The organism is Pseudomonas oryzagri (genome assembly GCF_020831405.1).
Classification (GTDB): Bacteria; Pseudomonadota; Gammaproteobacteria; order Pseudomonadales; family Pseudomonadaceae; genus Geopseudomonas; species Geopseudomonas oryzagri.
Window position 1 is genome coordinate 124,329 of sequence record NZ_JAJHPU010000025.1, and the last position, 21,289, is coordinate 145,617.

Consider the following 21,289-nt stretch of genomic DNA (forward strand, 5'->3'; position numbering starts at 1 on the left):
ACACCGAAGTGCTGAAGGTATTGTTGCAAGAGCTCACCGCAGAGCGTCGTGGAGGAGACCGGTTCGGCAGGAGGCCGGAGGAGGGGATGTAGTGACGACCGGTGGGGTGACTACAACAGCCGGATGGGCCGTGTCCGTCATGCCGGTTGAAACCTTGCTTCCCCGTCCCTCAGGACAACTTCGTTCCAGTCGCAACCTTGTCGCACCGCCGTGTGGGTGGTACTGACACGAATCGATTCCAGGGGTGGTCTGGAGTGCGATCCGGGGGCCGTTTCGAGCCTCTGGTCAGCGGGAGCGAGGCCATGATGCTCGGTGAAGAAGAGGGCGTCAACGAATTTTGTAGTTTTTTTTTGGAGCTACTACAAAAGTTCTATGTCACTCGAGAAGCTCGACCTTGAGGCGTAGAGCCTGGGTCTGAGTGCTGGCGCCGGACTGGTGGGAGAGGAGGGCGGAACGGCTGTCCCGGCGGGTTTCGCTGATGCCGCCGAGCTCGATCCAGTCGCCCAGGCGGCCGCTGACCTGGGTGTCGGTGTGCTGGGTGGCGATGGCGCCGCTGCGGCCGGCGAGGCGATCCTGCTGGCTGTAGATGTTCAGTTGGACGTGCTCGCCCTGCACGCTGGCGACCACCTGGAAACCGCGGTTGGCATCGCGGTACTCGGTGATTTCGCGCGGATAGCCGTAGGCGTCGCGTATCCGGGTGCGGACCGGCACACTCTGGCCGACCATGATCTGCGCGGGGTAGCCCTCGGTGGTCTGCACCTGCTGCAGGGAGCCGCTGCTGCCCTGGCTGCTGCGACGGATGATGCGCAACTGGTCTTGGCCATGGCGCTCGCCGCGCCCGCCGATGACTTCGACGTTGCCGGCGTCGATGCTGCCATCGACCCGATAGCCGCTCTGGCTGGCGTCGCGGTCCTGCTGGCTGTCGACGGTGATCAACAGGCGCCGCGGGCGGGTGTCGAGCTGTTGCAGCAAGTTCTGCAGTTCGGCGAGCTTCTCCGGCTCCGCGTTGACGATCAGCTGGTTGCCGTAGGCGCTCACCCGGCCTTCCCCGCCCAGCACGGTCTGCACCGTCGGCAGCAGCTCGTCGGCCGTGCGGTAGTGCAGCGGCAGGATCTCGGTGCGTGGCGCGGCCTGCGCGACACTGGTGCAGAGCAGGGCGAGGAGCAGCGGCAGTCGGCGGCGGGTCACAGGAGGAGGCTCCGTAGGTCGGGATCGCTCTGGCTGGTGTCCCAGGCCTGGTCGAATTGGCGCTGCAGGGCGCGCACGCGCACGGCGTTGCGATAGTGGGCCTGGCCGCTGGGCAGCGATGGGGCCGGGCGCAGCAGCAGGCCGCAATCGTCGGCGAGCAGGAAGGCGCTGTCGTCGGCCGGATAGTCGGGGTGCAGCTTGCGGATCAGGCAGTTGCTGGTGAGCTGGCGGGCCAGGCGGAGCAGGCCGTGGCCATCGCCGACGGCGCGGCGGCTGTCGCGCAACAGGATGCGCAGGCGATTGCGCGGATGGGCGCGCAGGAACTGGCCGCAGGCCTCGACTATGGCGCGCTGGTCGTACAACCAGGGCTCGAGATCCGGGGTGTACAGGCATAGGCTGCGGCGCGCCTGCTGGATCAGGGCCAGCGCGTGGCTGCGCAGCGGCTCCGGCCCCTGGCATTCCTCGATGTGCTCGTGCTGGCCGAGGACGAAGGGTGCCGGCTCCAGGCGCGGGCCGCTCTCGCCGCCCTCGGGGGCCGGATTGTGGATGGCAAAACGCCCCGGGGAGCGGAAGTCGAGGGCGGGCAGTTCGTTGCCGTGGTCGTTATCGCTTTCCGGGGCGTTGCTCATCGGAGGGCCTCTCAGGCGCTGTCGCGCACCATGTCGACGTGGGGGATGCCGGCCTCGAGGAACTCCTCGCTGGCTACCCGGAAGCCTAGCCGTTCATAGAAGCGAATGGCGTGGGCCTGGGCGGTGAGCATCTGGCGCTGCAGGCCGCGGCGCTCGGCCTCGGCGATGGTCGCCTGCATCAGCATCTCGCCGATGTGCAGACCGCGCCAGTCCTTGAGCACCGAAACGCGACCGATTTGGCCATCCAGCAGCAGGCGGCTGGCGCCGACCGCGAAATCGTCCTCGAAGGCCAGGAAGTGCACGGCGTCGACGTCTTCGGCGTCCCACTCCAGCTCGGGGGGCACGCCCTGCTCGACGATGAACACCGCCTCGCGGATGCGTCGCAGGTCGGCATTGTCGGCGTGCCAGTCGGCGACACGAACGCTGAGCTTATTCATCGGCGGCGAACTCCAGGCTGCCCTGCTTGGCCAGCTCGTGGAGCAGGGTGAGGGCTTCGTCGTTCTCCAGCCAGGCCACCAGGTTTTCCAGGTGCAGGGCGTCGGCGCTGCAGATCAGCTTGAGCAGGTCGCGCAGCGAGCTGTCCAGGCGGCGGCTGTTGCCGCTGGCGAACAGCACCAGATAGTCGTCGACCTCGCTCCAGGCCAGCCGGGCGCTGGGATTGCGCACCAGCAGGGCGCCATCGCCCAAGGCGGCGAAGAACTCCTCGGCACTGATTTCCTCGCCGGCGACCAGCTCGGGATAACGCGGCTCGGTCATGAACTGGCCGAACCAGGTCAGCAGCAGCTTCTCGTCGTTCATGTGGCGGTCGATCAGGCCGCGCAGGCGCTCGAGGGCGTCGCGCTGGATCTGGTTGGGGTCCTCGGCGGGCTGGCAGCCGGCGTCGCTGTAGCGCTCCTCGTCGGGGAGGAACTGGCCGAGGAAGTCGGTGAAGTGGGTCAGCACTTCGCTGGCGCTGGGCGCGCGGAAGCCCACCGAGTAGGTCATGCACTCGTCTTCGGCGATGCCGTAGTGGGCCAGGCGCGGCGGCAGGTAGAGCATGTCGCCGGGCTCCAGCACCCATTCGTCGCCCTGCTCGAAATCGGCGAGGATGCGCAGGTCCGGATGGTCGAGCAGCGGGCTGTCGCTGTCGCACATCTGCCCGAGCTTCCAGCGGCGGCGACCGTGGGCCTGGAGGAGGAACACGTCGTAGTTGTCGTAGTGCGGGCCGACCCCGCCACCCGGGGCGGCGTAGCTGATCATCAGATCGTCGATGCGCCAGCTGGGCAGGAACAGGAACTGGTCCAGCAGCTCGCGCATGTCCGGCACGAACTGGTCGACGGCCTGCACCAGCAGGGTCCAGTCGCGCTCCGGCAGGTGCTGGTAGGTGTCTTCGGCGAACGGGCCGCGGCGCAGCTCCCACGGGCTGTTGCCGTGCTCGAGGACGATGCGCGACTCGACCTCTTCCTCCAGGGACAGGCCGGCCAGCTCGTCCGGGCTGATCGGGCTCTGGTAGCCGGGGATGGCCTGGCGGATCAGCAGCGGTTTCTGCTGCCAGTAGTCGCGGAGGAATTCACGGGGCGTCAGGCCGCCCAGCAGTTGCAACGGGGTATCGGGTGCCATATCCAACTCTTCAAATATGAAAACGCCCGACCTCGAGACCGGCGGTGGCTTGCCAGTCTGGACGGTCGGGCGAAGGGCCGTTCAGGCTGGGATCAGATGCGTTTGGCCTGGGCCACCGCGTTGCCGATGTAGCTGGCCGGGGTCATGGTGCGCAGCTCGGCCTTGGCCTGCTCGGGGATGGCCAGGCCATCGATGAACTCGCGCAGCGCCTCGGGGCTGATGCCCTTGCCGCGGGTCAGCTCCTTGAGCTTCTCGTAGGCGTTTTCGACCGCGTAGCGACGCATCACGGTCTGCACCGGCTCGGCCAGTACTTCCCAGCAGTTGTCGAGGTCTTCGGCCAGGCGGGCGGCGTTCAGCTCCAGCTTGCCGATGCCCTTGAGGGTGGCCTCGTAGGCGATCAGGCTGTGGGCCAGGCCGACGCCCAGGTTGCGCAGCACGGTGGAGTCGGTCAGGTCGCGCTGCCAGCGGGAGATCGGCAGCTTGCTGGCCAGGTGCTGCATGATCGCGTTGGCGATGCCGAGGTTGCCCTCGGAGTTCTCGAAGTCGATCGGGTTGACCTTGTGCGGCATGGTCGAGGAGCCGATCTCGCCGGCCACGGTCTTCTGCTTGAAGTAGCCGAGGGAGATGTAGCCCCACACGTCGCGGTCGAAGTCGATCAGGATGGTGTTGAAGCGGGCGATGGCGTCGTACAGCTCGGCGATGTAGTCGTGCGGCTCGATCTGGGTGGTGTAGGGGTTCCAGGTCAGGCCGAGGTCGCCCTCGATGAATTCGCGGGCGTTGGCTTCCCAGTCGACGTCCGGGTAGGCGGACAGGTGGGCGTTGTAGTTGCCCACGGCGCCGTTGATCTTGCCGAGCAGCGGCACGCCGGCGACCTGGGCGATCTGCCGCTCCAGGCGGTAGACCACGTTGGCCAGTTCCTTGCCCATGGTGGTCGGCGAGGCCGGCTGGCCGTGGGTGCGCGACAGCATCGGCACGTCGGCGAACTGCACGGCCAGGGCGCGGATGGCGTCGGCCAGCTGACGCATCAGCGGCAGCAGCACGGTGTCGCGGCCTTCGCGCAGCATCAGGGCGTGGGACAGGTTGTTGATGTCCTCGCTGGTGCAGGCGAAGTGGATGAACTCGCTCACCGCCGCCAGTTCCGGCAGCTTGGCGGCCTGCTCCTTGAGCAGGTACTCCACGGCCTTGACGTCGTGGTTGGTGGTGCGCTCGATTTCCTTGATGCGCTCGGCGTGCTCGAGCTGGAAGTTTTCCGCCAGCTGGTCGAGCAGGGCGTTGGCTTCGGCGGAGAACGGCGCGACCTCCGGGATGCCGGCATGGGCGGCCAGGCGCTGCAGCCAGCGCACTTCCACCTGCACGCGGCAACGGATCAGACCGAATTCGCTGAAGATCGGGCGCAGGGCGCTGGTTTTGCTGGCGTAGCGGCCATCAACGGGGGACACCGCAGTGAGCGAGGAGAGCTGCATGGGGACGTTCTCGGCAGTCGGGCTACAGAAAGGGGCGAAATTATACACGGAAACGGGTCGTCAGGCCGCAGTTCGCGGCGAACGGCACAGCAGGGGGATCAGACTGGCGGCGAACACCAGGCCGGCGCCGAGCAGCGAGGCGCCGCTGGGCACCTCGTTCCAGCGCAGCCAGGCGATGATCCCGGCGAACACGATGGCCAGGTAGGCGACCGGGCCGATCAGGCCGGGCGGCGCACAGGAGTAGGCCTGCGACATGGTCAGCTGGCCGCAACTGGCCACCAGACCGGCCGCCAGCAGCAGGAGCAGCTGATGGCGATCGAGCGCTTGCCAGGCCCACAGCAGCGGCACGGCCGAAACCAGGGTGCTGAACAGCGCGAAGTAGAAGACGATGCGAAAGGCCGGCTCGGTGTTGCTCATCTCGCGGATCGAGACGAAGGCGCAGGCGGCCATCACGCTGGAGAGGACCCCGACCATCGCGATGGTGGAAACCAGCGCGCCGCTGGGCTTGGCCACCAGCAGCACGCCACTGAAGCCGACGGCGGTGGCCAGCAGCATGCGTCGGGTCAGCGGCTCCTTCAGCCACCACCAGGCGATCAGCGGGGTGAACACCGGCGCGGCGTAGCTGAACAGCATGGCGTCGGTCAGCGGCAGGTGGGCGAGGGCGTAGAAGTAGCAGTACATCGCCGCCAGGCCGCAGAAGGTGCGCTTGAGATGCCCCCACGGCCGGCTGGTGCGCAGCGGCGCCACGCCGCGGGTCAGCGCCAGTGGCAGGAAGAACAGCACGCCGACGGCGTTGCGGAAGAACACCACCATCTCGTTGCCGACGCCCAGGGTGGTGGCCTCGCGGATGCACACGCCCATCAGGGCGAAGAACAGCGCGGACAGCGCCAAGAGGGCGGCGCCCCGGCCGGGGCGGTGTTGCCGGGCCGGGAGCGGGGTGGCGGGGCGCATCGTTCAGCCGCGCAGCAGCGGGTAGATGTCGTCCAGCATCTTGCGTCGGCTGAACAGCAGTTGCCAGCGGCGACCGCCGAGCTGGCGCCAGAGCATGGCGCTGCGAATGCCGGCGAGCAGGAGGGCGCGGATCCTCTCGGCATTGCGGCTGTTCTGCAGGTGCTGCATCTCGCCATGCACCTGGATGCGCTGGCGGAAGGTGCTGAGCGTGTCCTGGTACAGCGCCGCACAGGCCGAGACGACGTTGTCATGGGTGATGCCGAACATCTGGCTCTGGCTGTCGATCTGCTGCAGGCGGTTGCCGATCACCTGCAGCATGTCGCCACGCCTGTCCAGCTGGCGCTGCAGGGCGAGCAGGGCCAGGGCGTAGCGCAGCGCGTCGCGCGGCAGGTTCTGCGGGTTGCGCTCCAGGGCGCCGGCCATGGCGCGCAGGCCGTCGCGCAGATTGAGGTGGTCGCCGCCGTAGACCTCGAGGGTGTCCTTCGGGTCGCGCACCAGCAGGCTGCCGAGCAGGCAGGCCAGCGGTCCTTCCTGCACCTGGCCGGTCTTGGCCAGGCGCTCGACCAGGGCTGCGGCGGTGAACACCCCGGCGAGGGCGATCAGACGTTCCTGTTGGCGGGTCATGGGCGCTGGATTCCTGCGTCCCATGGACTGGCGGTCTCGATCACGCCGCCGCCGAGGCACACTTCGCCGTCGTAGAACACCACCGACTGACCGGGGGTGACGGCGCGCTGCGGCTCGGCGAAGGTCGCCTTGTAGCCGGCGGCGGTGCGCTCCAGGGTGCAGGCCTGGTCCTGCTGGCGATAGCGCACCTTGGCGGTGAGCTGGCGCGGCTGGTCGAGGTCGACCGGGTTGACCCAGTAGATCAGCGACGCTTCAAGAGTGCGCGAGAACAGCCAGGGATGCTCATTGCCCTGGCCGACGACCAGCACGTTGCGCGCGAGGTCCTTGGCCAGCACGTACCAGGCGTCATCGCCAGCGTCCTTCATGCCGCCGATGCCCAGGCCCTGACGCTGGCCGATGGTGTGGTACATCAGGCCGTGATGGCGGCCGATCACCTGACCGTCGACGGTCTGGATGTCGCCCGGCTGGGCCGGCAGGTACTGCTTGAGGAAGTCGCGGAAGCGTCGCTCGCCGATGAAGCAGATGCCGGTGGAGTCCTTCTTCTTCGCGGTGGCCAGACCATACTGCTCGGCGATGGCGCGTACCGCCGGCTTCTCCAGTTCGCCGACCGGGAACAGGGTCTTGCCGATCTGCTCGCCGCCGACGGCGTGCAGGAAGTAGCTCTGGTCCTTGTTGGGGTCGAGGCCCTTGAGCAGCTCGCTGCGCCCGTCGAGATCGCGGCGGCGCACGTAGTGGCCGGTGGCGATCAGGTCGGCGCCGAGCATCAGGGCGTAGTCGAGGAACGCCTTGAACTTGATCTCGCGGTTGCACAGGATGTCCGGGTTCGGCGTGCGGCCGGCCTTGTATTCGGCGAGGAAGTGCTCGAACACGTTGTCCCAGTACTCGGCGGCGAAGTTGGCGGTGTGCAGCTTGATGCCGAGCCTGTCGCACACGGCCTGGGCGTCGGCCAGGTCTTCCTTGGCGGTGCAGTACTCGGTGCCGTCGTCCTCTTCCCAGTTCTTCATGAACAGGCCTTCGACCTGGTAGCCCTGCTGTTGCAGGAGCAGGGCCGAGACGGAGGAGTCCACGCCGCCGGACATGCCGACGATCACGCGGGTATGGGCTGGGTCACGCATAGTCATCCGGAAAACCGTTGCAGAAAGGCAAAGCGGCGATTCTATCAGGTCTGTCGGGCGCCGCGGGCGGCGAGGCGCCGGCTCACTCCGCGCTCGGCAGCCAGGCCGGTTCGCGGATCAGCTCCAGCGGGTAGCGGCCGCCGGCCAGGTAGTCGTCGATGCAGCGCGGCACCAGGGCGCTGCGCCACTGCTCGCGGCGGCCTTCCAGCTCTTCGCGGGTCAGCCAGCGCGGACCGATGATGTCGTCGTCCAGCGGCCGCTGCGGGTGGTGACGTAGCGGTCGTGCGGCGAAGCACACGCGCTGGTAGGTCACGCCGTTGGCCGGCGCGGTGTACAGGTAGATGCCGACCACGCCGGTCAGCTCGACGTCCCAGCCGGTTTCCTCGAGGGTCTCGCGCAGGGCGGCCGCGAGCAGGCTTTCGTCGGCCTCCAGATGGCCGGCGGGCTGGTTGAGGACCACGCGGCCTTCGGCGTGCTCCTCGACCAGCAGGAAGCGGCCCTGGTCCTCGACCACGGTGGCGACGGTGACGTGGGGAATAAAGCGATTCATTCGGGGCTCCGGAAATGCTGCGAGGGATCGCGAGGCGGTAGAGACGAGGGACCCGGCGTAGGGTCGGAGTGCGTACAGTCTAATGTCTTCCGGGCGTTTCCAGTTGCGGTGGTACGCTTGGGGTTGTCCCGCGGGCCGGGCTTGGCCGGTCCCGGGTCGCCGGGCCCCTTGTGCGGGGCGGGGCGTCACCGGTATTGCCGCGGGCTTCTCTGGTTCCGAACAGGCGACCCCGCCCGCGTCAGCGCTTGGTGAGCCGTTGCAGGCGCTCGGTTGTGGGCGGATGGGTGGAAAGATAGGTGGTCCAGCCGCGCTCAGGATCCGCGCAGCGCTCGACTTCGGGGCACTTGCGCAAGGCATCCTCCAGGCGCATCAACATCGTTCCCAACTGGGCGGCATCGATGCGGTGGTTCGCCATCAGCTCGGCGGCAAAGTCGTCGGCCTCGTACTCGAAGTCGCGCGAGTAGCCGAGCTGGGTGAGGATCGCCGGGATGGCGGCGATGAGGGAGGATACCGACGACACATCCCCGGTCACCGTCATCGTCAGAAGGCCGAGCGCCGAACTCTGCAGCACCTGGCGCAGGCCGTGCCGACGATCGATGTGACCGATCTCGTGGGCCAGCACCCCCAGCAGTTCCTCGTCGTGCTCGGCCAGCTTCACCAACTGGTCGGTGAAGACCACGGTGCCCGAAGGCAGCGCAAACGCGTTCGCCCCGAGCTCGCGAGCCGCCTTGCGGAACTCGAGTCGAATCGGCAGGCCGCTGGCGGCGATCATCGGCACGAAGCGCTGGCGCAAGCGCGCCTGCTCCTCGGCCGTCAGCTCGGAAGGGAACAGCAAATCGTCGTCGAGCAGCTCGAGCACGCCCTCGCCGATCTGCCGGCTGGCCGCCTCCGGCAGGGCGAAGGCGGTGGCTTCGGCCAGTGCCGGAATGCCGTAGCGCACGCCGCCCCAGACGAAGGCGATGGTCACCAGCAGGCCGACCAGCACGTAGCGCAGGCTGGACTCCAGGCGATGGACCAGGCCATGGCGGCGGCCCTGGCCGGCGAGCAGGCGGTCGACGGTGGCGTTGCCGGCGGTCTCGAAGCTGGCGCCGTCGGCAAAGCGCAGCATGCGCGGCGTATTGCCGAGCCGCGAGCTGACGACGATCTCGGCAAGCGGCAGCGGTCCGGCCAGCAGGTCGTCGCCGGCGATCACCCGCAGGCGATCGTCGGCGACGACCAATTTGGCCGGCACCGGCCGTGACGACGTGCCGCCGAAATAGCTGCCGGCAAGCTCGTACACGACCGTTGCGTTCACAGGGCCAGTTCCACGTCGAACAGGTCGCCGAGTTCCCCGCCGAGGGAGGAAACCTCTTCGCGACGGGCCGCGATGAAGCCGTCGAGATCGTCGCAGGCCAGCAGCGCCATGTGCTCGGCGGCGTAGCGCGCGGTACGCACCTTCGCCCACGGATAGAACAGGCCCAGGGTCAGGACGAGGCCGAGCATGTTCACCAGCATCAGCACGGCGAAGCTGCCCAGTTCGTAGCGCGCGGCCAGACGATTGTCGCCCAGCACCAGGTTGCCGTAGACGAGGTTGGTGAACCTGACGTTGAAGAAGGCGAACATCAGCAGATAGCCCACCGCCGCGACGACCGGCACTAGGCTCGGGATCAGACCCTGCAGCACGGCCCCCACGATACCCAGGCCAACGCTGATCGCCAGGATCACCAGGAAGATCATGTAGAACGGCCGTGCGCCGACGTCGAGTGCGAAGCGCGAGGTGCCATAGCGGCTGTTGCCGGCGATGAAGCGCTGCTGCTTGTGCAGCGCCAGCGGCATCAGGATGCCCAGCGTCAGCACGCCCAGCAGCGGCCAGACCAGGAAGGTCATCGCCGCCTCGCCGTAGCTGGCATCGAAACCGAAGCGCACGCCGCGCCAGGCGCTGTTGCTGTTGCGGAAGCTCAATCCGCGCACGAGGATCCACGGCAGCGCGGCGAGGAACAGCAGGCCCATCAACATGCCTAGGAACACGGAGATTTCGCCGGCGGCGGAATAGATCATCAGGCAGGCGAAGGCGATCACGCGCCCCTTGAGGATCTTCAGCGGGTCGGCGAGGTAATCGAAGCTGCTGCCGTCGAGCTGGGTGTTGCCGTAGAAGTAGCGCTGCGTCCGCACCTTGGCCCAGGCCGAATAGATGCCGAGGGTGACGATGGAGAGCAGGATGTTGACGATCCAGATGCGGAAGAATTCGAACCCTTCGCCGTGAAACTCGAAGCCCAGCTCCCGGCGCGCGGTTGCGGGCTCGCCGTGGACACGCGTTGCCGGCGGCGGTGTGCCAGCCGCGCGGGCAGGCACCTCGCTTGCGATCTTCTCGGTGGCTTGGATGCGCGAAGGCGGGATCGCCATGCCTTGCGGGCGCGCTTCGCTGCCGCTGGCCGCGGCAGACGAGGCCAGCGGTGCCGCGGCGGCCGTCTTGCTGCTCGGGCCACGATTTGGAGAGACGGCCGGTTGTGAGGCGGCCTGCACGAGCTGCGCAGGCTGGGCAAGTGCGGTGCTTTCCACCCTGACCGCGGCGCCGAAACGCTGCAGGGCGTTGCTGTAGCGCGTGGCCTCGTCATGGCTGAGTCCCTTCTTCAGCACAGTACGAGGCTGGCAGAACACCTGCTCCAGGCGCTCGGCGTTCAGTCCGAACAGGCGGGCGAAGCTTGCCTGCACCTGCGCCTTGCTGAACCCGTCCAGCACCTCCCCGCTGAACACAACTGCATACACTGCTTCCGTCATCGACACTGCTCCCTGGGGTCAAATCCCTTGCCACTCATTCGGTGCCGGAAGGAAGGTATCCGCCTCGTCGGTCACAGGGTTCCCTGTGGCTACAAGGCTGCGTGCCGTAACGACAGCGGAAAAGCCGGAATACTTCCTTGCAGGCAACCACTCCTTGCCCTTGCGGGCATGCCCTCGGCAACCCGCAGGCAGTGCCGCGATGATAAAGGCAATGCTGGCGCCGTCCAATCACAACGCATTGGAGCAAAGGCCTCTGCGAGCAAGGGCACCCGCGCCGCGACTCCGTGCCCTGGGCGGTAGGCGCGTCGATCTGTAAGGAAAGCACTGCGCGCCCCGCACGGTTGGGGGCAGGTGAGGGGGATAAGGCGGCAAGGAGAGGGGCCGCGTGTTGCACGATCGGTAAAAGCAAGAACCCCGGCGCGGGGCCGGGGCTCTTGTTGACTACGGACGCTCAGGGTCGCCCGTCATGCCGTTGCGCTCAGACCAGCGCGGCAATGGCCGCGTTGAGGGTGGCGCTCGGACGCATGGCCTGGCTGGCCAGTTCCGGATCGGCATGATAGTAGCCGCCGATGTCCACCGCCTTGCCCTGCACTTCGTTCAGCTCGGCAACGATCTTTTCCTCGTTGTCGGTCAGCGCCTTGGCCAGGCCGCTGAACTGGGCCTGCAGTTCCTTGTCCTCGGTCTGCGCGGCCAGGGCCTGGGCCCAGAACAGCGCCAGATAGAAGTGGCTGCCGCGGTTGTCGAGCTGGCCGACCTTGCGCGACGGCGACTTGTTGCTGTCGAGGAACTGGCCGTTGGCCTGGTCCAGGGTCTTGGCCAGCACCTTGGCCTTGGCGTTGTCGTTGGCGACGCCCAGGTGCTCCAGGGAAGCAGCCAGGGCCAGGAACTCGCCGAGCGAATCCCAGCGCAGGTGGTTTTCTTCCTGGAACTGCTGGACGTGCTTGGGCGCGGAACCGCCGGCACCGGTCTCGAACAGGCCGCCGCCGTTCATCAGCGGGACGATCGACAGCATCTTGGCGCTGGTGCCCAGCTCCATGATCGGGAACAGGTCGGTCAGGTAGTCACGCAGTACGTTGCCGGTCACCGAGATGGTGTCCAGGCCGGCGCGGATGCGCTCCAGGGAGAAGCGGGTGGCTTCTTCCGGCGACATGATGTGGATTTCCAGACCGCTGGTGTCGTGGTCCTTCAGGTAGCGCTGGACCTTGGCGATCACCTGGGCGTCGTGGGCGCGCTTGGCGTCCAGCCAGAACACCGCCGGGGTGTTGCTGGCGCGGGCGCGGTTGACGGCCAGCTTGACCCAGTCCTGGATCGGCAGGTCTTTCACCTGGCACATGCGCCAGATGTCGCCGGCCTCGACGTTCTGCTCCATCAGCACCTGGCCACTCGCGTCGGTCACGCGGACCACGCCGGCTGCCGGGATTTCGAAGGTCTTGTCGTGCGAGCCGTATTCCTCGGCCTGCTGGGCCATCAGGCCGACGTTCGGCACGCTGCCCATGGTGACCGGGTCGAAGGCGCCGTTGCGCTTGCAGTCCTCGATCACCACCTGGTACACGCCGGCGTAGCAGCGATCCGGGATCAGGGCCTTGGTGTCGTGCAGCTGGCCGTCGGCGCCCCACATCTTGCCGGAGTCGCGGATCATGGCCGGCATGGAGGCATCGACGATGACGTCGCTCGGCACGTGCAGGTTGGTGATGCCCTTGTCGGAGTTCACCATGGCCAGCGGCGGGCGCTGGGCATACAGGGCCTGGATGTCGGCCTGGATGGTGGCCTGGAGCTCGGCCGGCAGATCCTTGATGCGCGCGTACAGGTCGCCGATGCCGTTGTTGGCGTTGAAGCCGACTTCCTTGAGCACGTCGGCGTGCTTCTCGAGGACGTCCTTGTAGTACTCGGCGACGATGTGGCCGAACATGATCGGGTCGGAGACCTTCATCATGGTGGCCTTCAGGTGGGCGGAGAGCAGCACGCCTTGTTGCTTGGTTTCTTCGATCTGCTCGGCGATGAAGCTGCGCAGGGCCTTCTTGCTCATCACCGAGCAATCGATGATTTCGCCGGCCAGCAGGTTGGTCTTTTCCTTGAGGGCCTTCACGCTGCCGTCGGCACCGAACAGCTCGATCTTCACGCTGCCGGCGTTCTCGACGGTGATGGCCTGCTCGCTGCCGTAGAAGTCACCGGCACTCATGTGGGCGATGTGCGACTTGGAGTCGGCGGCCCAGGCACCCATCTTGTGGGGGTGCTTGCGGGCGTAGTTCTTGACGGAGAGCGGAGCGCGACGGTCGGAGTTGCCTTCGCGGAGGACGGGGTTTACAGCGCTGCCCTTGATCTTGTCGTAGCGGGCCTTGACGTCTTTCTCGGTATCGCTGGCCGGGGCTTCGGGGTAGTCCGGCAGTTTGTAGCCCTGCTGTTGGAGTTCCTTGATCGCCGCCTTGAGCTGGGGAACCGAGGCGCTGATGTTGGGGAGCTTGATGATGTTGGCTTCGGGAGTGGTGGCCAACTGGCCCAGTTCGGCGAGGTGGTCGCCGATCTTTTGATCTTCGCTCAGGTACTCGGGGAAGCTTGCGAGGATGCGGCCTGCGAGAGAGATGTCGCGCGTTTCGACGGCGATGCCGGAAGAGGCAGTGAAGGCTTTGATGATCGGAAGCAGAGAGTAGGTCGCCAGGGCGGGTGCTTCGTCAGTAAAGGTGTAGATGATCTTTGAGCGTGTGGACATCTTCTAATCTAACCCTCAGTTTTGCTGTGGTTATACAAAGTCGAGATGCGCTCAAGAGGATGTTTCTTGAGGCGGTTTCTGAGCGCATCGGCTTTTGGCCATGGACGGCTTTTATTATGTGGCGCTGACCGGTATGTGCCGGATTCCGGGCACAGAACCCCCATTCCAGCCGGGCTCGGTTCCCTGTGCCACCGCAGTCGCGCGCGCAGGATAACATGGATGTCGGGCGGGATCATGGCGTGGCGGCCGCGTGCACCCGGCATGGCTCGTGGCGATCGGGCCCGGAGGAGGCCTTCCGGTTGACCAAAAAATCCCACCCTTTGCGGGGGCAATCCAATTGGCTAAGCTCAGGCGCAGCAAGCAGAAAGAAGTCAATCCACGACAACAACGGAGTCCAGCATGGGATACCAAAAGATCCAAGTGCCAGCAAACGGTGCCAAGATCACCGTCAATGCCGACATGTCCCTGAATGTTCCGAACAACCCGATCATTCCGTTCATCGAGGGCGACGGCATCGGCGTCGATATCAGCCCGGTGATGATCAAGGTGGTTGATGCTGCTGTTCAGAAAGCCTACGGCGGCGAACGCAAGATTGCCTGGATGGAAGTCTACGCCGGCGAAAAGGCGACCAAGGTCTATGATCCCGACACCTGGTTGCCGCAGGAAACCCTCGAAGCGGTGCGCGACTACGTGGTTTCCATCAAGGGGCCATTGACCACCCCGGTCGGCGGTGGGATCCGTTCGCTGAACGTTGCCTTGCGCCAGCAACTGGATCTTTACGTGTGCCTGAGGCCGGTGCGCTGGTTCGAGGGGGTGCCGAGCCCGGTGAAGAAGCCCAGCGATGTGGACATGGTGATCTTCCGCGAGAACTCGGAAGACATCTATGCCGGCGTCGAGTGGAAGGCCGGCAGCCCGGAGGCCGAGAAGGTGATCAAGTTCCTCACCGAGGAAATGGGGGTCACCAAGATCCGCTTCATCGAGAACTGCGGTATCGGCATCAAGCCGGTCTCCGAGGAGGGCACCAAGCGCCTGGTGCGCAAGGCCCTGCAGTACGTGGTGGACAACGACCGCGAGTCGCTGACCATCGTGCACAAGGGCAACATCATGAAGTTCACCGAGGGGGCCTTCAAGGAGTGGGGCTACGAGGTGGCGCGTGACGAGTTCGGTGCCGAGCTGCTGGATGGCGGGCCGTGGATGCAGTTCAAGAATCCGCGCACAGGCAGGAACGTCGTGGTGAAGGACGCCATCGCCGACGCCATGCTGCAGCAGATCCTGCTGCGTCCGGCCGAGTATGACGTGATCGCCACCCTCAACTTGAACGGCGACTACCTGTCCGACGCCCTGGCGGCCGAGGTCGGCGGCATCGGCATCGCGCCCGGCGCCAACCTGTCCGACAGCGTGGCGATGTTCGAGGCCACCCACGGCACGGCGCCCAAGTATGCCGGGCAGGACAAGGTCAACCCGGGGTCGGTGATCCTTTCTGCCGAGATGATGCTGCGCCACATGGGATGGACCGAGGCGGCCGATCTGATCATCAAGGGCATGGATGGGGCGATCGATGCCAAGACCGTGACCTACGACTTCGAGCGGTTGATGGACGACGCTAAGCTGTTGTCCTGCTCGCAGTTCGGCGATGCCATGATCGCCCATATGTAAGCTGTGCTCATGCCAAAGGGCCGGTCACGATGACCGGCCCTTTGCGTTTGTCGAGCGGCGGGCGATCAGGTTTCGCTGGTATGTACCCGAGCCGGATTGCCAAGCGGCTGGATGTTGACGGCGTGCAGTCCCTTCGGTCCCTGGAGGATTTCAAAGCTGACCGGCTGGCCGGCCTTGAGCGTCTTGTAGCCATCGCCCTGGATGGCGGAGTAGTGGGCGAACAGGTCTTCATCCCGGCCGTCGGCCAGAATGAATCCATAGCCTTTGGCATTGTTGAACCATTTGACCTTGCCGCTGAGCATGCTGACTTCCCTCTGCAAAGGACTCCAATGCTGGAGTATCATCCATTCAGGCCGCCTTGCCGGGGGCTTCGCTCCCCTCAAGACAAGCCCTCGTACCCTGTGTGGGTATGCCTTTGTGGTTGTAACACCGTTTTGCCGATAGTCAAGGCGAGGCACAATCGGTTGTCTAATGGTTCAAACTCGACCTTGCCGCTCCCATCCATACAGCCAGTGTTGTCCATCCCAGCATGCATGCAAGCCGCCAGATTCGACTAACATTCAATCAGGACTCTCCGGACCCGTACGCGGACGAGAGTTCGGGGCTCGCGGTCCAGGAAGCCAAGCCGGCGCTCAAGGCGCCGTCGATGTACAAGGTGATCCTGCTCAACGACGATTACACGCCGATGGACTTCGTGGTGGAGATATTGGAAGGTTTCTTCGCCATGGATCGCGAAAAGGCCACCCAGGTAATGCTGGCAGTGCATACCCAAGGCAAGGCAGTGTGTGGGGTCTATACCCGGGATATCGCAGAAACCAAGGCGATGCAGGTCAACCAGTACGCGCGGGAGTGTCAGCACCCGCTGCTCTGCGAGATCGAGAAAGACGATTGAAGTGGGCCCCAGAGAATGAGGTGAAGTGAGGTGCCGTATGTTGAACCGAGAACTTGAAGTCACCCTCAATCTCGCCTTCAAGGATGCTCGAGCCAAGCGTCATGAATTCATGACGGTCGAGCACCTCTTGCTGGCCCTTCTTGACAATGGTGCTGCCGCTACCGTGTTGCGGGCCTGTGGGGCCAACATGGACAAGCTGCGCCAGGATCTGCGCGAGTTCATCGACTCGACCACGCCGTTGATCCCCATCCATGAGGCGGAGCGCGAAACCCAGCCGACCCTCGGCTTCCAGCGTGTGCTGCAGCGGGCGGTGTTCCACGTGCAAAGCTCCGGCAAGCGCGAAGTGACCGGCGCCAACGTGCTGGTGGCGATTTTCAGCGAGCAGGAAAGCCAGGCGGTGTTCCTCCTCAAGCAGCAGAATGTCGCCCGCATCGACGTGGTCAACTACATCGCCCACGGCATTTCCAAGGTGCCGGGGGAAAGCGAGAGCCACGACCAGGAGCAGGAGTCCCAGGAGGAGGAGGGCGGCGAAAGCTCGGTCTCCGGCAATCCGCTGGATGCCTATGCCGGCAACCTCAACGAATTGGCGCGCATGGGGCGTATCGATCCGCTGGTCGGCCGCGAGGACGAGGTCGAGCGGGTGGCGCAGATCCTTGCCCGTCGACGCAAGAACAACCCGCTGCTGGTCGGCGAGGCCGGCGTCGGCAAGACGGCGATCGCCGAGGGTCTGGCCAAGCGCATCGTCGACGGTCAGGTGCCAGACCTGCTGGCCAACAGCGTGGTCTACTCGCTGGACCTTGGCGCCCTGCTGGCCGGCACCAAGTACCGCGGCGACTTCGAGAAGCGCTTCAAGGCGCTGCTCAACGAGCTGCGCCGGCGTCCGCACGCCATCCTGTTCATCGACGAGATCCATACCATCATCGGCGCCGGCGCGGCGTCCGGCGGGGTGATGGATGCCTCCAACCTGCTCAAGCCGCTGCTGTCCTCCGGCGAGATGCGCTGCATCGGTTCGACCACCTTCCAGGAGTTCCGCGGCATCTTCGAAAAGGATCGCGCGCTGGCGCGCCGCTTCCAGAAGGTCGATGTGCTGGAGCCGTCGGTGGAAGATACCTTCGGTATCCTCAAGGGGCTGAAGAGCCGCTTCGAGCAGCACCACAAGATCAGCTACACCGACGAGGCGCTGCGCGCCGCGGCGGAGCTGGCGGCCCGTTACATCAACGACCGCCACATGCCGGACAAGGCCATCGACGTGATCGACGAGGCGGGTGCCTACCAGCGCCTGTTGCCGGAAGAGCGCCGCGCGGCCTGCATCGACGTCGCCCAGGTCGAGGACGTGGTCGCCAAGATCGCGCGGATTCCGCCAAAGCATGTCACCACCTCCGACAAGGAGCTGCTGCGCAACCTCGAGCGTGACCTCAAGCTGACGGTGTTCGGTCAGGATGCGGCCATCGATGCGCTGTCCACCGCCATCAAGCTGTCGCGTGCCGGCCTGAAGGCACCTGACAAGCCGGTCGGTTCCTTCCTGTTCGCCGGCCCCACCGGGGTCGGCAAGACCGAGGTGGCGCGCCAGCTGGCCAAGGCGATGGGGGTCGAGCTGCTGCGTTTCGACATGTCCGAATACATGGAGCGGCACACCGTGTCACGGCTGATCGGCGCACCGCCCGGCTACGTGGGCTTCGATCAGGGCGGGCTGTTGACCGAGGCGATCACCAAGACGCCGCACTGCGTGCTGTTGCTGGATGAGATCGAGAAGGCACACCCGGAAGTGTTCAACCTGCTGCTGCAGGTGATGGATCATGGCACCCTGACCGACAACAACGGACGCAAGGCTGACTTCCGCAGCGTAATCCTGATCATGACCACCAACGCGGGGGCGGAGACCGCCGCGCGGGCGTCGATCGGCTTCACTCATCAGGATCACGCCAGCGATGCGGTGGAAGTTATCAAGAAGAGCTTCACGCCGGAGTTCCGCAACCGCCTGGATGCCATCATCCAATTCGGTCGCCTGAATCACTCGATCATCAAGAGTGTGGTCGACAAGTTCCTCACCGAGCTGCAGGCCCAGCTCGAGGACAAGCGTGTGCTTCTGGATGTCAGCGAGGAGGCGCGCGGCTGGCTGGCCGAGCATGGGTACGATGCGCAGATGGGGGCGCGACCGATGGCGCGGCTGATCCAGGAGAAGGTCAAGCGTCCGCTGGCCGAGCAGATCCTGTTCGGCGAGCTGGCCGACCATGGTGGCACCGTGCACATCGATGTGCGTGACGGCGAGCTGGTGTTCGACTACGAAACCCTGGCCTTGCCGGCCTGAGTTGCTGGCGTCCCAACGACAACGCCCGGCCTAGGCCGGGCGTTGTCGTTCATGACCTTGCGCTGCTCAGCGGGCGCGGTAGGTGATGCGACCCTTGCTCAGGTCGTAGGGCGTCAGCTCGACGCGCACCTTGTCGCCGGTCAGGATGCGGATGTAGTTCTTGCGCATCTTGCCGGAGATGTGCGCAGTGACGACGTGCCCGTTTTCCAACTCCACGCGGAACATGGTGTTGGGCAGGGTGTCGACGACAGTGCCTTCCATTTCGAAGCTGTCTTCTTTCGACATGCAGTAAAGCCCTCGATTACTTATAGATTGGCTCGCCGATTTGGACGATGGGGCGAGCGAAAGCGGCGGGCATTGTGCCCGAAATTCCACTCCGACGCCAAGTGGCCTCAGGTGAGCATTACCCAATGCTGGTTGACGTACAGTTCCAGCGGGCGGTATTCGCTCTTGTAGCTCATCTTGCGGCAGTTGCGGATCCAGTAGCCCAGATAGACGGCCGGCAACCCGCGCCGCACTGCCTCGGCGACCTGCCAGAGGATAGCCAAGCGACCGAGACTGCGCTTTTCTTCGTCGGGGTCGAAGAAGGTATAGACCGCCGAGAGGCCATTGGGCAGCACGTCGGTGACGGCGACTGCCATCAGGCGCTGGCCGAGGCGGAATTCGAAGAACACGCAGAAGGGCAGCTCGCTCACCAGGAAGCCGATGAACTGTTCCCGGCTCGGGGGGTACATGTCGCCATCGGCGTGACGCTGTTCGATGTAGCGGGCGTAGAGCTGATAGTGCTCTTCATTGAAGGACGGGCGCACGGCGCGCACCTGCAGGTCGAGATTGCGCTTGAGGATGCGCTTCTGCTCGCGGTTCGCGCGGAAGCTGGCGGTCGGGATGCGCGCCGGAATGCAGGCCTGGCAGTGCTGGCAGTGCGGCCGGTAGAGGTGCTCGCCGCTACGGCGGAAGCCCATGCCCGACAGTTCGGCGTACATCTGGGGGTCGATCGCCTGGCGCGGATCGAGGAACAGGGTGGTGGCTTTCCGATCTGGCAGATAGCTGCAGTCATGCGCCTGGGTGGCGTAGAACTTCAGTTCGGCGAAATCGGTCATGGCGCGATCCCCGCAACTGCTGGCTTGGCGAGAGGTGCATAATAAGTGTACGTCACGCCTCGTCCCCCGCCCAGAGGATGGCGCCGGGCCGGTCGAGATAGTGCGCAAGGTAGTGGGCGAACTGGGTGCGGGGTATTGGTCTTGCGCCGAAGCTGGCCAAGTGGCTGGTGTGCATCTGGCAATCGATGAGGACGAAGCCGCTGTCGCGCAACCGCTCCACCAGAGTGATGAAGCCGATCTTCGAGGCATCGGTGACCCGGCTGAACATGGACTCGCCGAAAAACAGGCGACCGATGGCCAGTCCGTATAGCCCACCGACCAGTTGGCCATCCTGCCAGACCTCGACCGAATGGGCGATGCCGCGACGATGCAGCATTCTGTAGGCATCCAGCATGGCTGGAGTGATCCAGGTGCCGTCGGCATAGGGGCGCGGGCCCGCGCAGGCCTCGATCACGGCGGGGAAGTCGCGATCGAAGCTGATCTCGAAGCGGTGCTGGCGCTGGGTCTTGCGCAGGCTGCGCGACACATGCAGCTCGGCGGGAAACAACACCATACGCGGGTCGGGGGACCACCAGAGAATCGGTTGGCCCTCCTGGAACCACGGGAAGCAGCCATGTCGGTAGGCGCTGACCAGGCGTTCGGGGCTGAGGTCGCCGCCAAGCGCGAGCAGACCGTTGGGCTCGCGCAGGGCCTGGTCGAGAGGGGGGAAGTCGAAGTTGCGACGCGACAGCCAACTGAGCATGGCGAGAGGAAGGGAGGGCCCGGAGGCCCCCTCCACTTAGTTGTCGAGGTAGCGTTCGGCGTCGAGTGCTGCCATGCAGCCGGCGCCGGCCGAGGTGATGGCCTGGCGGTAAACGTGGTCGGCGACGTCACCGGCCGCGAACACGCCTTCGATGCTGGTGGCGGTGGCATTGCCTTCGCTGCCGCCCTTGACCTTGAGGTAGCCGTCGCGCATTTCCAGTTGGCCGGCAAACAGCTCGGTGTTGGGCTTGTGACCGATGGCGATGAACACGCCGGTCAGCGGCAGGTCGGTGGTGGCGCCATTGTGCACGTCCTTGATGCGGGCACCGGTCACGCCGGAGGCATCGCCCAGCACTTCATCCAGCGCGTGGTTCCAGTGCAGGCGGATGTTGCCGTTGCGGGCCTTCTCCAGCAGCTTGTCCTGCAGGATCTTCTCGGCGCGCAGTTTGTCGCGACGGTGGATCAGGTGGACTTCCTTGGCGATGTTGGACAGATACAGCGCTTCCTCGACGGCGGTATTGCCACCGCCGACCACGCAGACCACTTGGTTGCGATAGAAGAAGCCGTCACAGGTGGCGCAGGCGGATACCCCTCTGCCCATGAAGGCTTCTTCGGAAGGCATGCCGAGGTACTGGGCGGAGGCGCCGGTAGCGATGATCAGGGCGTCGCAGGTATAGGTGCCGCTGTCGCCCTTGAGGACGAAGGGGCGCTGCTGCAACTCGGCGGTGTGGATATGGTCATAGACGATGTCGGTGGCAAAGCGAGCGGCGTGTTCGCGCATGCGTTCCATCAGGGCCGGACCGGTCAGGCCTTCGACGTCGCCTGGCCAGTTGTCGACTTCGGTAGTCGTGGTCAGTTGGCCGCCGGCCTGCAGGCCGGTGATCAGGGTCGGCTTGAGATTGGCGCGGGCAGCGTACACCGCGGCGGTGTAGCCGGCCGGCCCGGAGCCGAGAATGACCAGCCGCGAATGCTTCGATTCACTCATAAAACACCCTATAAGTCTTTGTCA

At 65.4% G+C, this 21,289-nt stretch carries 20 protein-coding genes; 3 read left to right on the plus strand and 17 right to left on the minus strand.

What is annotated here, in order from left to right; translation table 11 throughout:
• Positions 1 to 375: 375 nt before the first annotated feature.
• The 12 genes from LMJ29_RS10390 to LMJ29_RS10445 form a co-directional block, all read right to left on the minus strand.
• On the minus strand, positions 376 to 1,188 hold the full coding sequence (locus LMJ29_RS10390) for a secretin N-terminal domain-containing protein (RefSeq protein WP_229605447.1): 813 nt from the start codon (positions 1,186 to 1,188) through the stop codon (positions 376 to 378).
• Positions 1,185 to 1,817, minus strand: coding sequence for a DUF7931 domain-containing protein (locus LMJ29_RS10395; RefSeq protein ID WP_229605448.1), 633 nt, complete (start codon positions 1,815 to 1,817; stop codon positions 1,185 to 1,187). Before LMJ29_RS10395 ends, LMJ29_RS10390 begins: the two co-directional genes overlap by 4 nt.
• A gap of 11 nt (positions 1,818 to 1,828) precedes the next feature.
• Positions 1,829 to 2,254 carry a GNAT family N-acetyltransferase gene (locus tag LMJ29_RS10400; protein ID WP_229605449.1) on the minus strand — a complete coding sequence of 142 codons (426 nt, stop codon included), beginning with the start codon at positions 2,252 to 2,254 and terminating at the stop codon, positions 1,829 to 1,831.
• Positions 2,247 to 3,416 carry a ribosomal protein uL16 3-hydroxylase gene (locus LMJ29_RS10405; protein ID WP_229605450.1) on the minus strand — a complete coding sequence of 390 codons (1,170 nt, stop codon included), beginning with the start codon at positions 3,414 to 3,416 and terminating at the stop codon, positions 2,247 to 2,249. Before LMJ29_RS10405 ends, LMJ29_RS10400 begins: the two co-directional genes overlap by 8 nt.
• A 92-nt stretch (positions 3,417 to 3,508) precedes the next feature.
• Positions 3,509 to 4,879, minus strand: a complete 1,371-nt coding sequence (purB, locus tag LMJ29_RS10410) for an adenylosuccinate lyase (RefSeq protein ID WP_229605451.1) — start codon at positions 4,877 to 4,879, stop codon at positions 3,509 to 3,511.
• Positions 4,880 to 4,939: 60 nt separating this feature from the next.
• Complete coding sequence (locus LMJ29_RS10415) at positions 4,940 to 5,830, minus strand: DMT family transporter (RefSeq protein ID WP_229605452.1); 891 nt, start codon at positions 5,828 to 5,830, stop codon at positions 4,940 to 4,942.
• A gap of 3 nt (positions 5,831 to 5,833) precedes the next feature.
• The gene (hflD, locus tag LMJ29_RS10420) at positions 5,834 to 6,454 is read right to left on the minus strand and encodes a high frequency lysogenization protein HflD (RefSeq protein ID WP_229605453.1); all 621 of its coding nucleotides are present in this window, start codon (positions 6,452 to 6,454) and stop codon (positions 5,834 to 5,836) included.
• On the minus strand, positions 6,451 to 7,575 hold the full coding sequence (mnmA, locus tag LMJ29_RS10425) for a tRNA 2-thiouridine(34) synthase MnmA (protein ID WP_377656856.1): 1,125 nt from the start codon (positions 7,573 to 7,575) through the stop codon (positions 6,451 to 6,453). Before mnmA ends, hflD begins: the two co-directional genes overlap by 4 nt.
• A gap of 76 nt (positions 7,576 to 7,651) precedes the next feature.
• Positions 7,652 to 8,119 (minus strand): NUDIX hydrolase, encoded by a 468-nt coding sequence (locus tag LMJ29_RS10430; protein ID WP_229605454.1) that lies wholly within the window; start codon positions 8,117 to 8,119, stop codon positions 7,652 to 7,654.
• Between the two features lie 238 nt (positions 8,120 to 8,357).
• A complete protein-coding gene (locus tag LMJ29_RS10435; protein ID WP_229605455.1) occupies positions 8,358 to 9,413 on the minus strand; it encodes a M48 family metallopeptidase in 1,056 nt (351 codons plus the stop codon).
• Positions 9,410 to 10,876 (minus strand): YjgN family protein, encoded by a 1,467-nt coding sequence (locus LMJ29_RS10440; protein ID WP_229605456.1) that lies wholly within the window; start codon positions 10,874 to 10,876, stop codon positions 9,410 to 9,412. Before LMJ29_RS10440 ends, LMJ29_RS10435 begins: the two co-directional genes overlap by 4 nt.
• 478 nt (positions 10,877 to 11,354) lie before the next feature.
• Positions 11,355 to 13,583 (minus strand): NADP-dependent isocitrate dehydrogenase, encoded by a 2,229-nt coding sequence (locus LMJ29_RS10445; RefSeq protein WP_229605457.1) that lies wholly within the window; start codon positions 13,581 to 13,583, stop codon positions 11,355 to 11,357.
• A gap of 399 nt (positions 13,584 to 13,982) precedes the next feature.
• Between LMJ29_RS10445 and icd the strand changes: the two genes are divergently transcribed.
• Positions 13,983 to 15,239, plus strand: coding sequence for an NADP-dependent isocitrate dehydrogenase (gene icd / locus LMJ29_RS10450; RefSeq protein WP_229605458.1), 1,257 nt, complete (start codon positions 13,983 to 13,985; stop codon positions 15,237 to 15,239).
• A 65-nt stretch (positions 15,240 to 15,304) separates the two neighbouring features.
• Here the strand turns inward: icd and cspD are convergent, their stop codons facing one another.
• Positions 15,305 to 15,541: a cold shock domain-containing protein CspD gene (gene cspD / locus LMJ29_RS10455; protein ID WP_229605459.1), complete on the minus strand. Its 237-nt coding sequence runs from the start codon at positions 15,539 to 15,541 to the stop codon at positions 15,305 to 15,307.
• 227 nt (positions 15,542 to 15,768) lie between these two features.
• Between cspD and clpS the strand changes: the two genes are divergently transcribed.
• On the plus strand, positions 15,769 to 16,131 hold the full coding sequence (gene clpS, locus LMJ29_RS10460) for an ATP-dependent Clp protease adapter ClpS (RefSeq protein ID WP_229605460.1): 363 nt from the start codon (positions 15,769 to 15,771) through the stop codon (positions 16,129 to 16,131).
• Between the two features lie 37 nt (positions 16,132 to 16,168).
• Entirely contained in the window at positions 16,169 to 18,439 is a 2,271-nt protein-coding gene (gene clpA, locus LMJ29_RS10465; RefSeq protein ID WP_229605461.1) for an ATP-dependent Clp protease ATP-binding subunit ClpA, read from the plus strand.
• Positions 18,440 to 18,505: 66 nt separating this feature from the next.
• Here the strand turns inward: clpA and infA are convergent, their stop codons facing one another.
• The 4 genes from infA to trxB form a co-directional block, all read right to left on the minus strand.
• Complete coding sequence (gene infA / locus LMJ29_RS10470) at positions 18,506 to 18,724, minus strand: translation initiation factor IF-1 (protein ID WP_002553999.1); 219 nt, start codon at positions 18,722 to 18,724, stop codon at positions 18,506 to 18,508.
• A gap of 107 nt (positions 18,725 to 18,831) precedes the next feature.
• The gene (locus LMJ29_RS10475; protein ID WP_229605462.1) at positions 18,832 to 19,539 is read right to left on the minus strand and encodes an arginyltransferase; all 708 of its coding nucleotides are present in this window, start codon (positions 19,537 to 19,539) and stop codon (positions 18,832 to 18,834) included.
• 52 nt (positions 19,540 to 19,591) lie between these two features.
• Positions 19,592 to 20,281: a leucyl/phenylalanyl-tRNA--protein transferase gene (gene aat / locus LMJ29_RS10480; RefSeq protein ID WP_229605463.1), complete on the minus strand. Its 690-nt coding sequence runs from the start codon at positions 20,279 to 20,281 to the stop codon at positions 19,592 to 19,594.
• A gap of 36 nt (positions 20,282 to 20,317) precedes the next feature.
• Positions 20,318 to 21,265: a thioredoxin-disulfide reductase gene (gene trxB, locus LMJ29_RS10485; protein WP_229605464.1), complete on the minus strand. Its 948-nt coding sequence runs from the start codon at positions 21,263 to 21,265 to the stop codon at positions 20,318 to 20,320.
• Positions 21,266 to 21,289: the final 24 nt, after the last annotated feature.

What these genes read in the sequence shown, in the direction of transcription:
- LMJ29_RS10395 (WP_229605448.1), bottom strand. Translation starts at nt 1,817, where the DNA reads ATGAGCAACGCCCCGGAAAGCGATAACGACCACGGCAACGAACTGCCC.
- LMJ29_RS10400 (WP_229605449.1), bottom strand. Translation starts at nt 2,254, where the DNA reads ATGAATAAGCTCAGCGTTCGTGTCGCCGACTGGCACGCCGACAATGCC.
- LMJ29_RS10405 (WP_229605450.1), bottom strand. Translation starts at nt 3,416, where the DNA reads ATGGCACCCGATACCCCGTTGCAACTGCTGGGCGGCCTGACGCCCCGT.
- purB (WP_229605451.1), bottom strand. Translation starts at nt 4,879, where the DNA reads ATGCAGCTCTCCTCGCTCACTGCGGTGTCCCCCGTTGATGGCCGCTAC.
- LMJ29_RS10415 (WP_229605452.1), bottom strand. Translation starts at nt 5,830, where the DNA reads ATGCGCCCCGCCACCCCGCTCCCGGCCCGGCAACACCGCCCCGGCCGG.
- hflD (WP_229605453.1), bottom strand. Translation starts at nt 6,454, where the DNA reads ATGACCCGCCAACAGGAACGTCTGATCGCCCTCGCCGGGGTGTTCACC.
- mnmA (WP_377656856.1), bottom strand. Translation starts at nt 7,575, where the DNA reads ATGACTATGCGTGACCCAGCCCATACCCGCGTGATCGTCGGCATGTCC.
- LMJ29_RS10430 (WP_229605454.1), bottom strand. Translation starts at nt 8,119, where the DNA reads ATGAATCGCTTTATTCCCCACGTCACCGTCGCCACCGTGGTCGAGGAC.
- LMJ29_RS10440 (WP_229605456.1), bottom strand. Translation starts at nt 10,876, where the DNA reads ATGACGGAAGCAGTGTATGCAGTTGTGTTCAGCGGGGAGGTGCTGGAC.
- LMJ29_RS10445 (WP_229605457.1), bottom strand. Translation starts at nt 13,583, where the DNA reads ATGTCCACACGCTCAAAGATCATCTACACCTTTACTGACGAAGCACCC.
- icd (WP_229605458.1), top strand. Translation starts at nt 13,983, where the DNA reads ATGGGATACCAAAAGATCCAAGTGCCAGCAAACGGTGCCAAGATCACC.
- cspD (WP_229605459.1), bottom strand. Translation starts at nt 15,541, where the DNA reads ATGCTCAGCGGCAAGGTCAAATGGTTCAACAATGCCAAAGGCTATGGA.
- clpS (WP_229605460.1), top strand. Translation starts at nt 15,769, where the DNA reads ATGCATGCAAGCCGCCAGATTCGACTAACATTCAATCAGGACTCTCCG.
- clpA (WP_229605461.1), top strand. Translation starts at nt 16,169, where the DNA reads ATGTTGAACCGAGAACTTGAAGTCACCCTCAATCTCGCCTTCAAGGAT.
- infA (WP_002553999.1), bottom strand. Translation starts at nt 18,724, where the DNA reads ATGTCGAAAGAAGACAGCTTCGAAATGGAAGGCACTGTCGTCGACACC.
- LMJ29_RS10475 (WP_229605462.1), bottom strand. Translation starts at nt 19,539, where the DNA reads ATGACCGATTTCGCCGAACTGAAGTTCTACGCCACCCAGGCGCATGAC.
- aat (WP_229605463.1), bottom strand. Translation starts at nt 20,281, where the DNA reads ATGCTCAGTTGGCTGTCGCGTCGCAACTTCGACTTCCCCCCTCTCGAC.
- trxB (WP_229605464.1), bottom strand. Translation starts at nt 21,265, where the DNA reads ATGAGTGAATCGAAGCATTCGCGGCTGGTCATTCTCGGCTCCGGGCCG.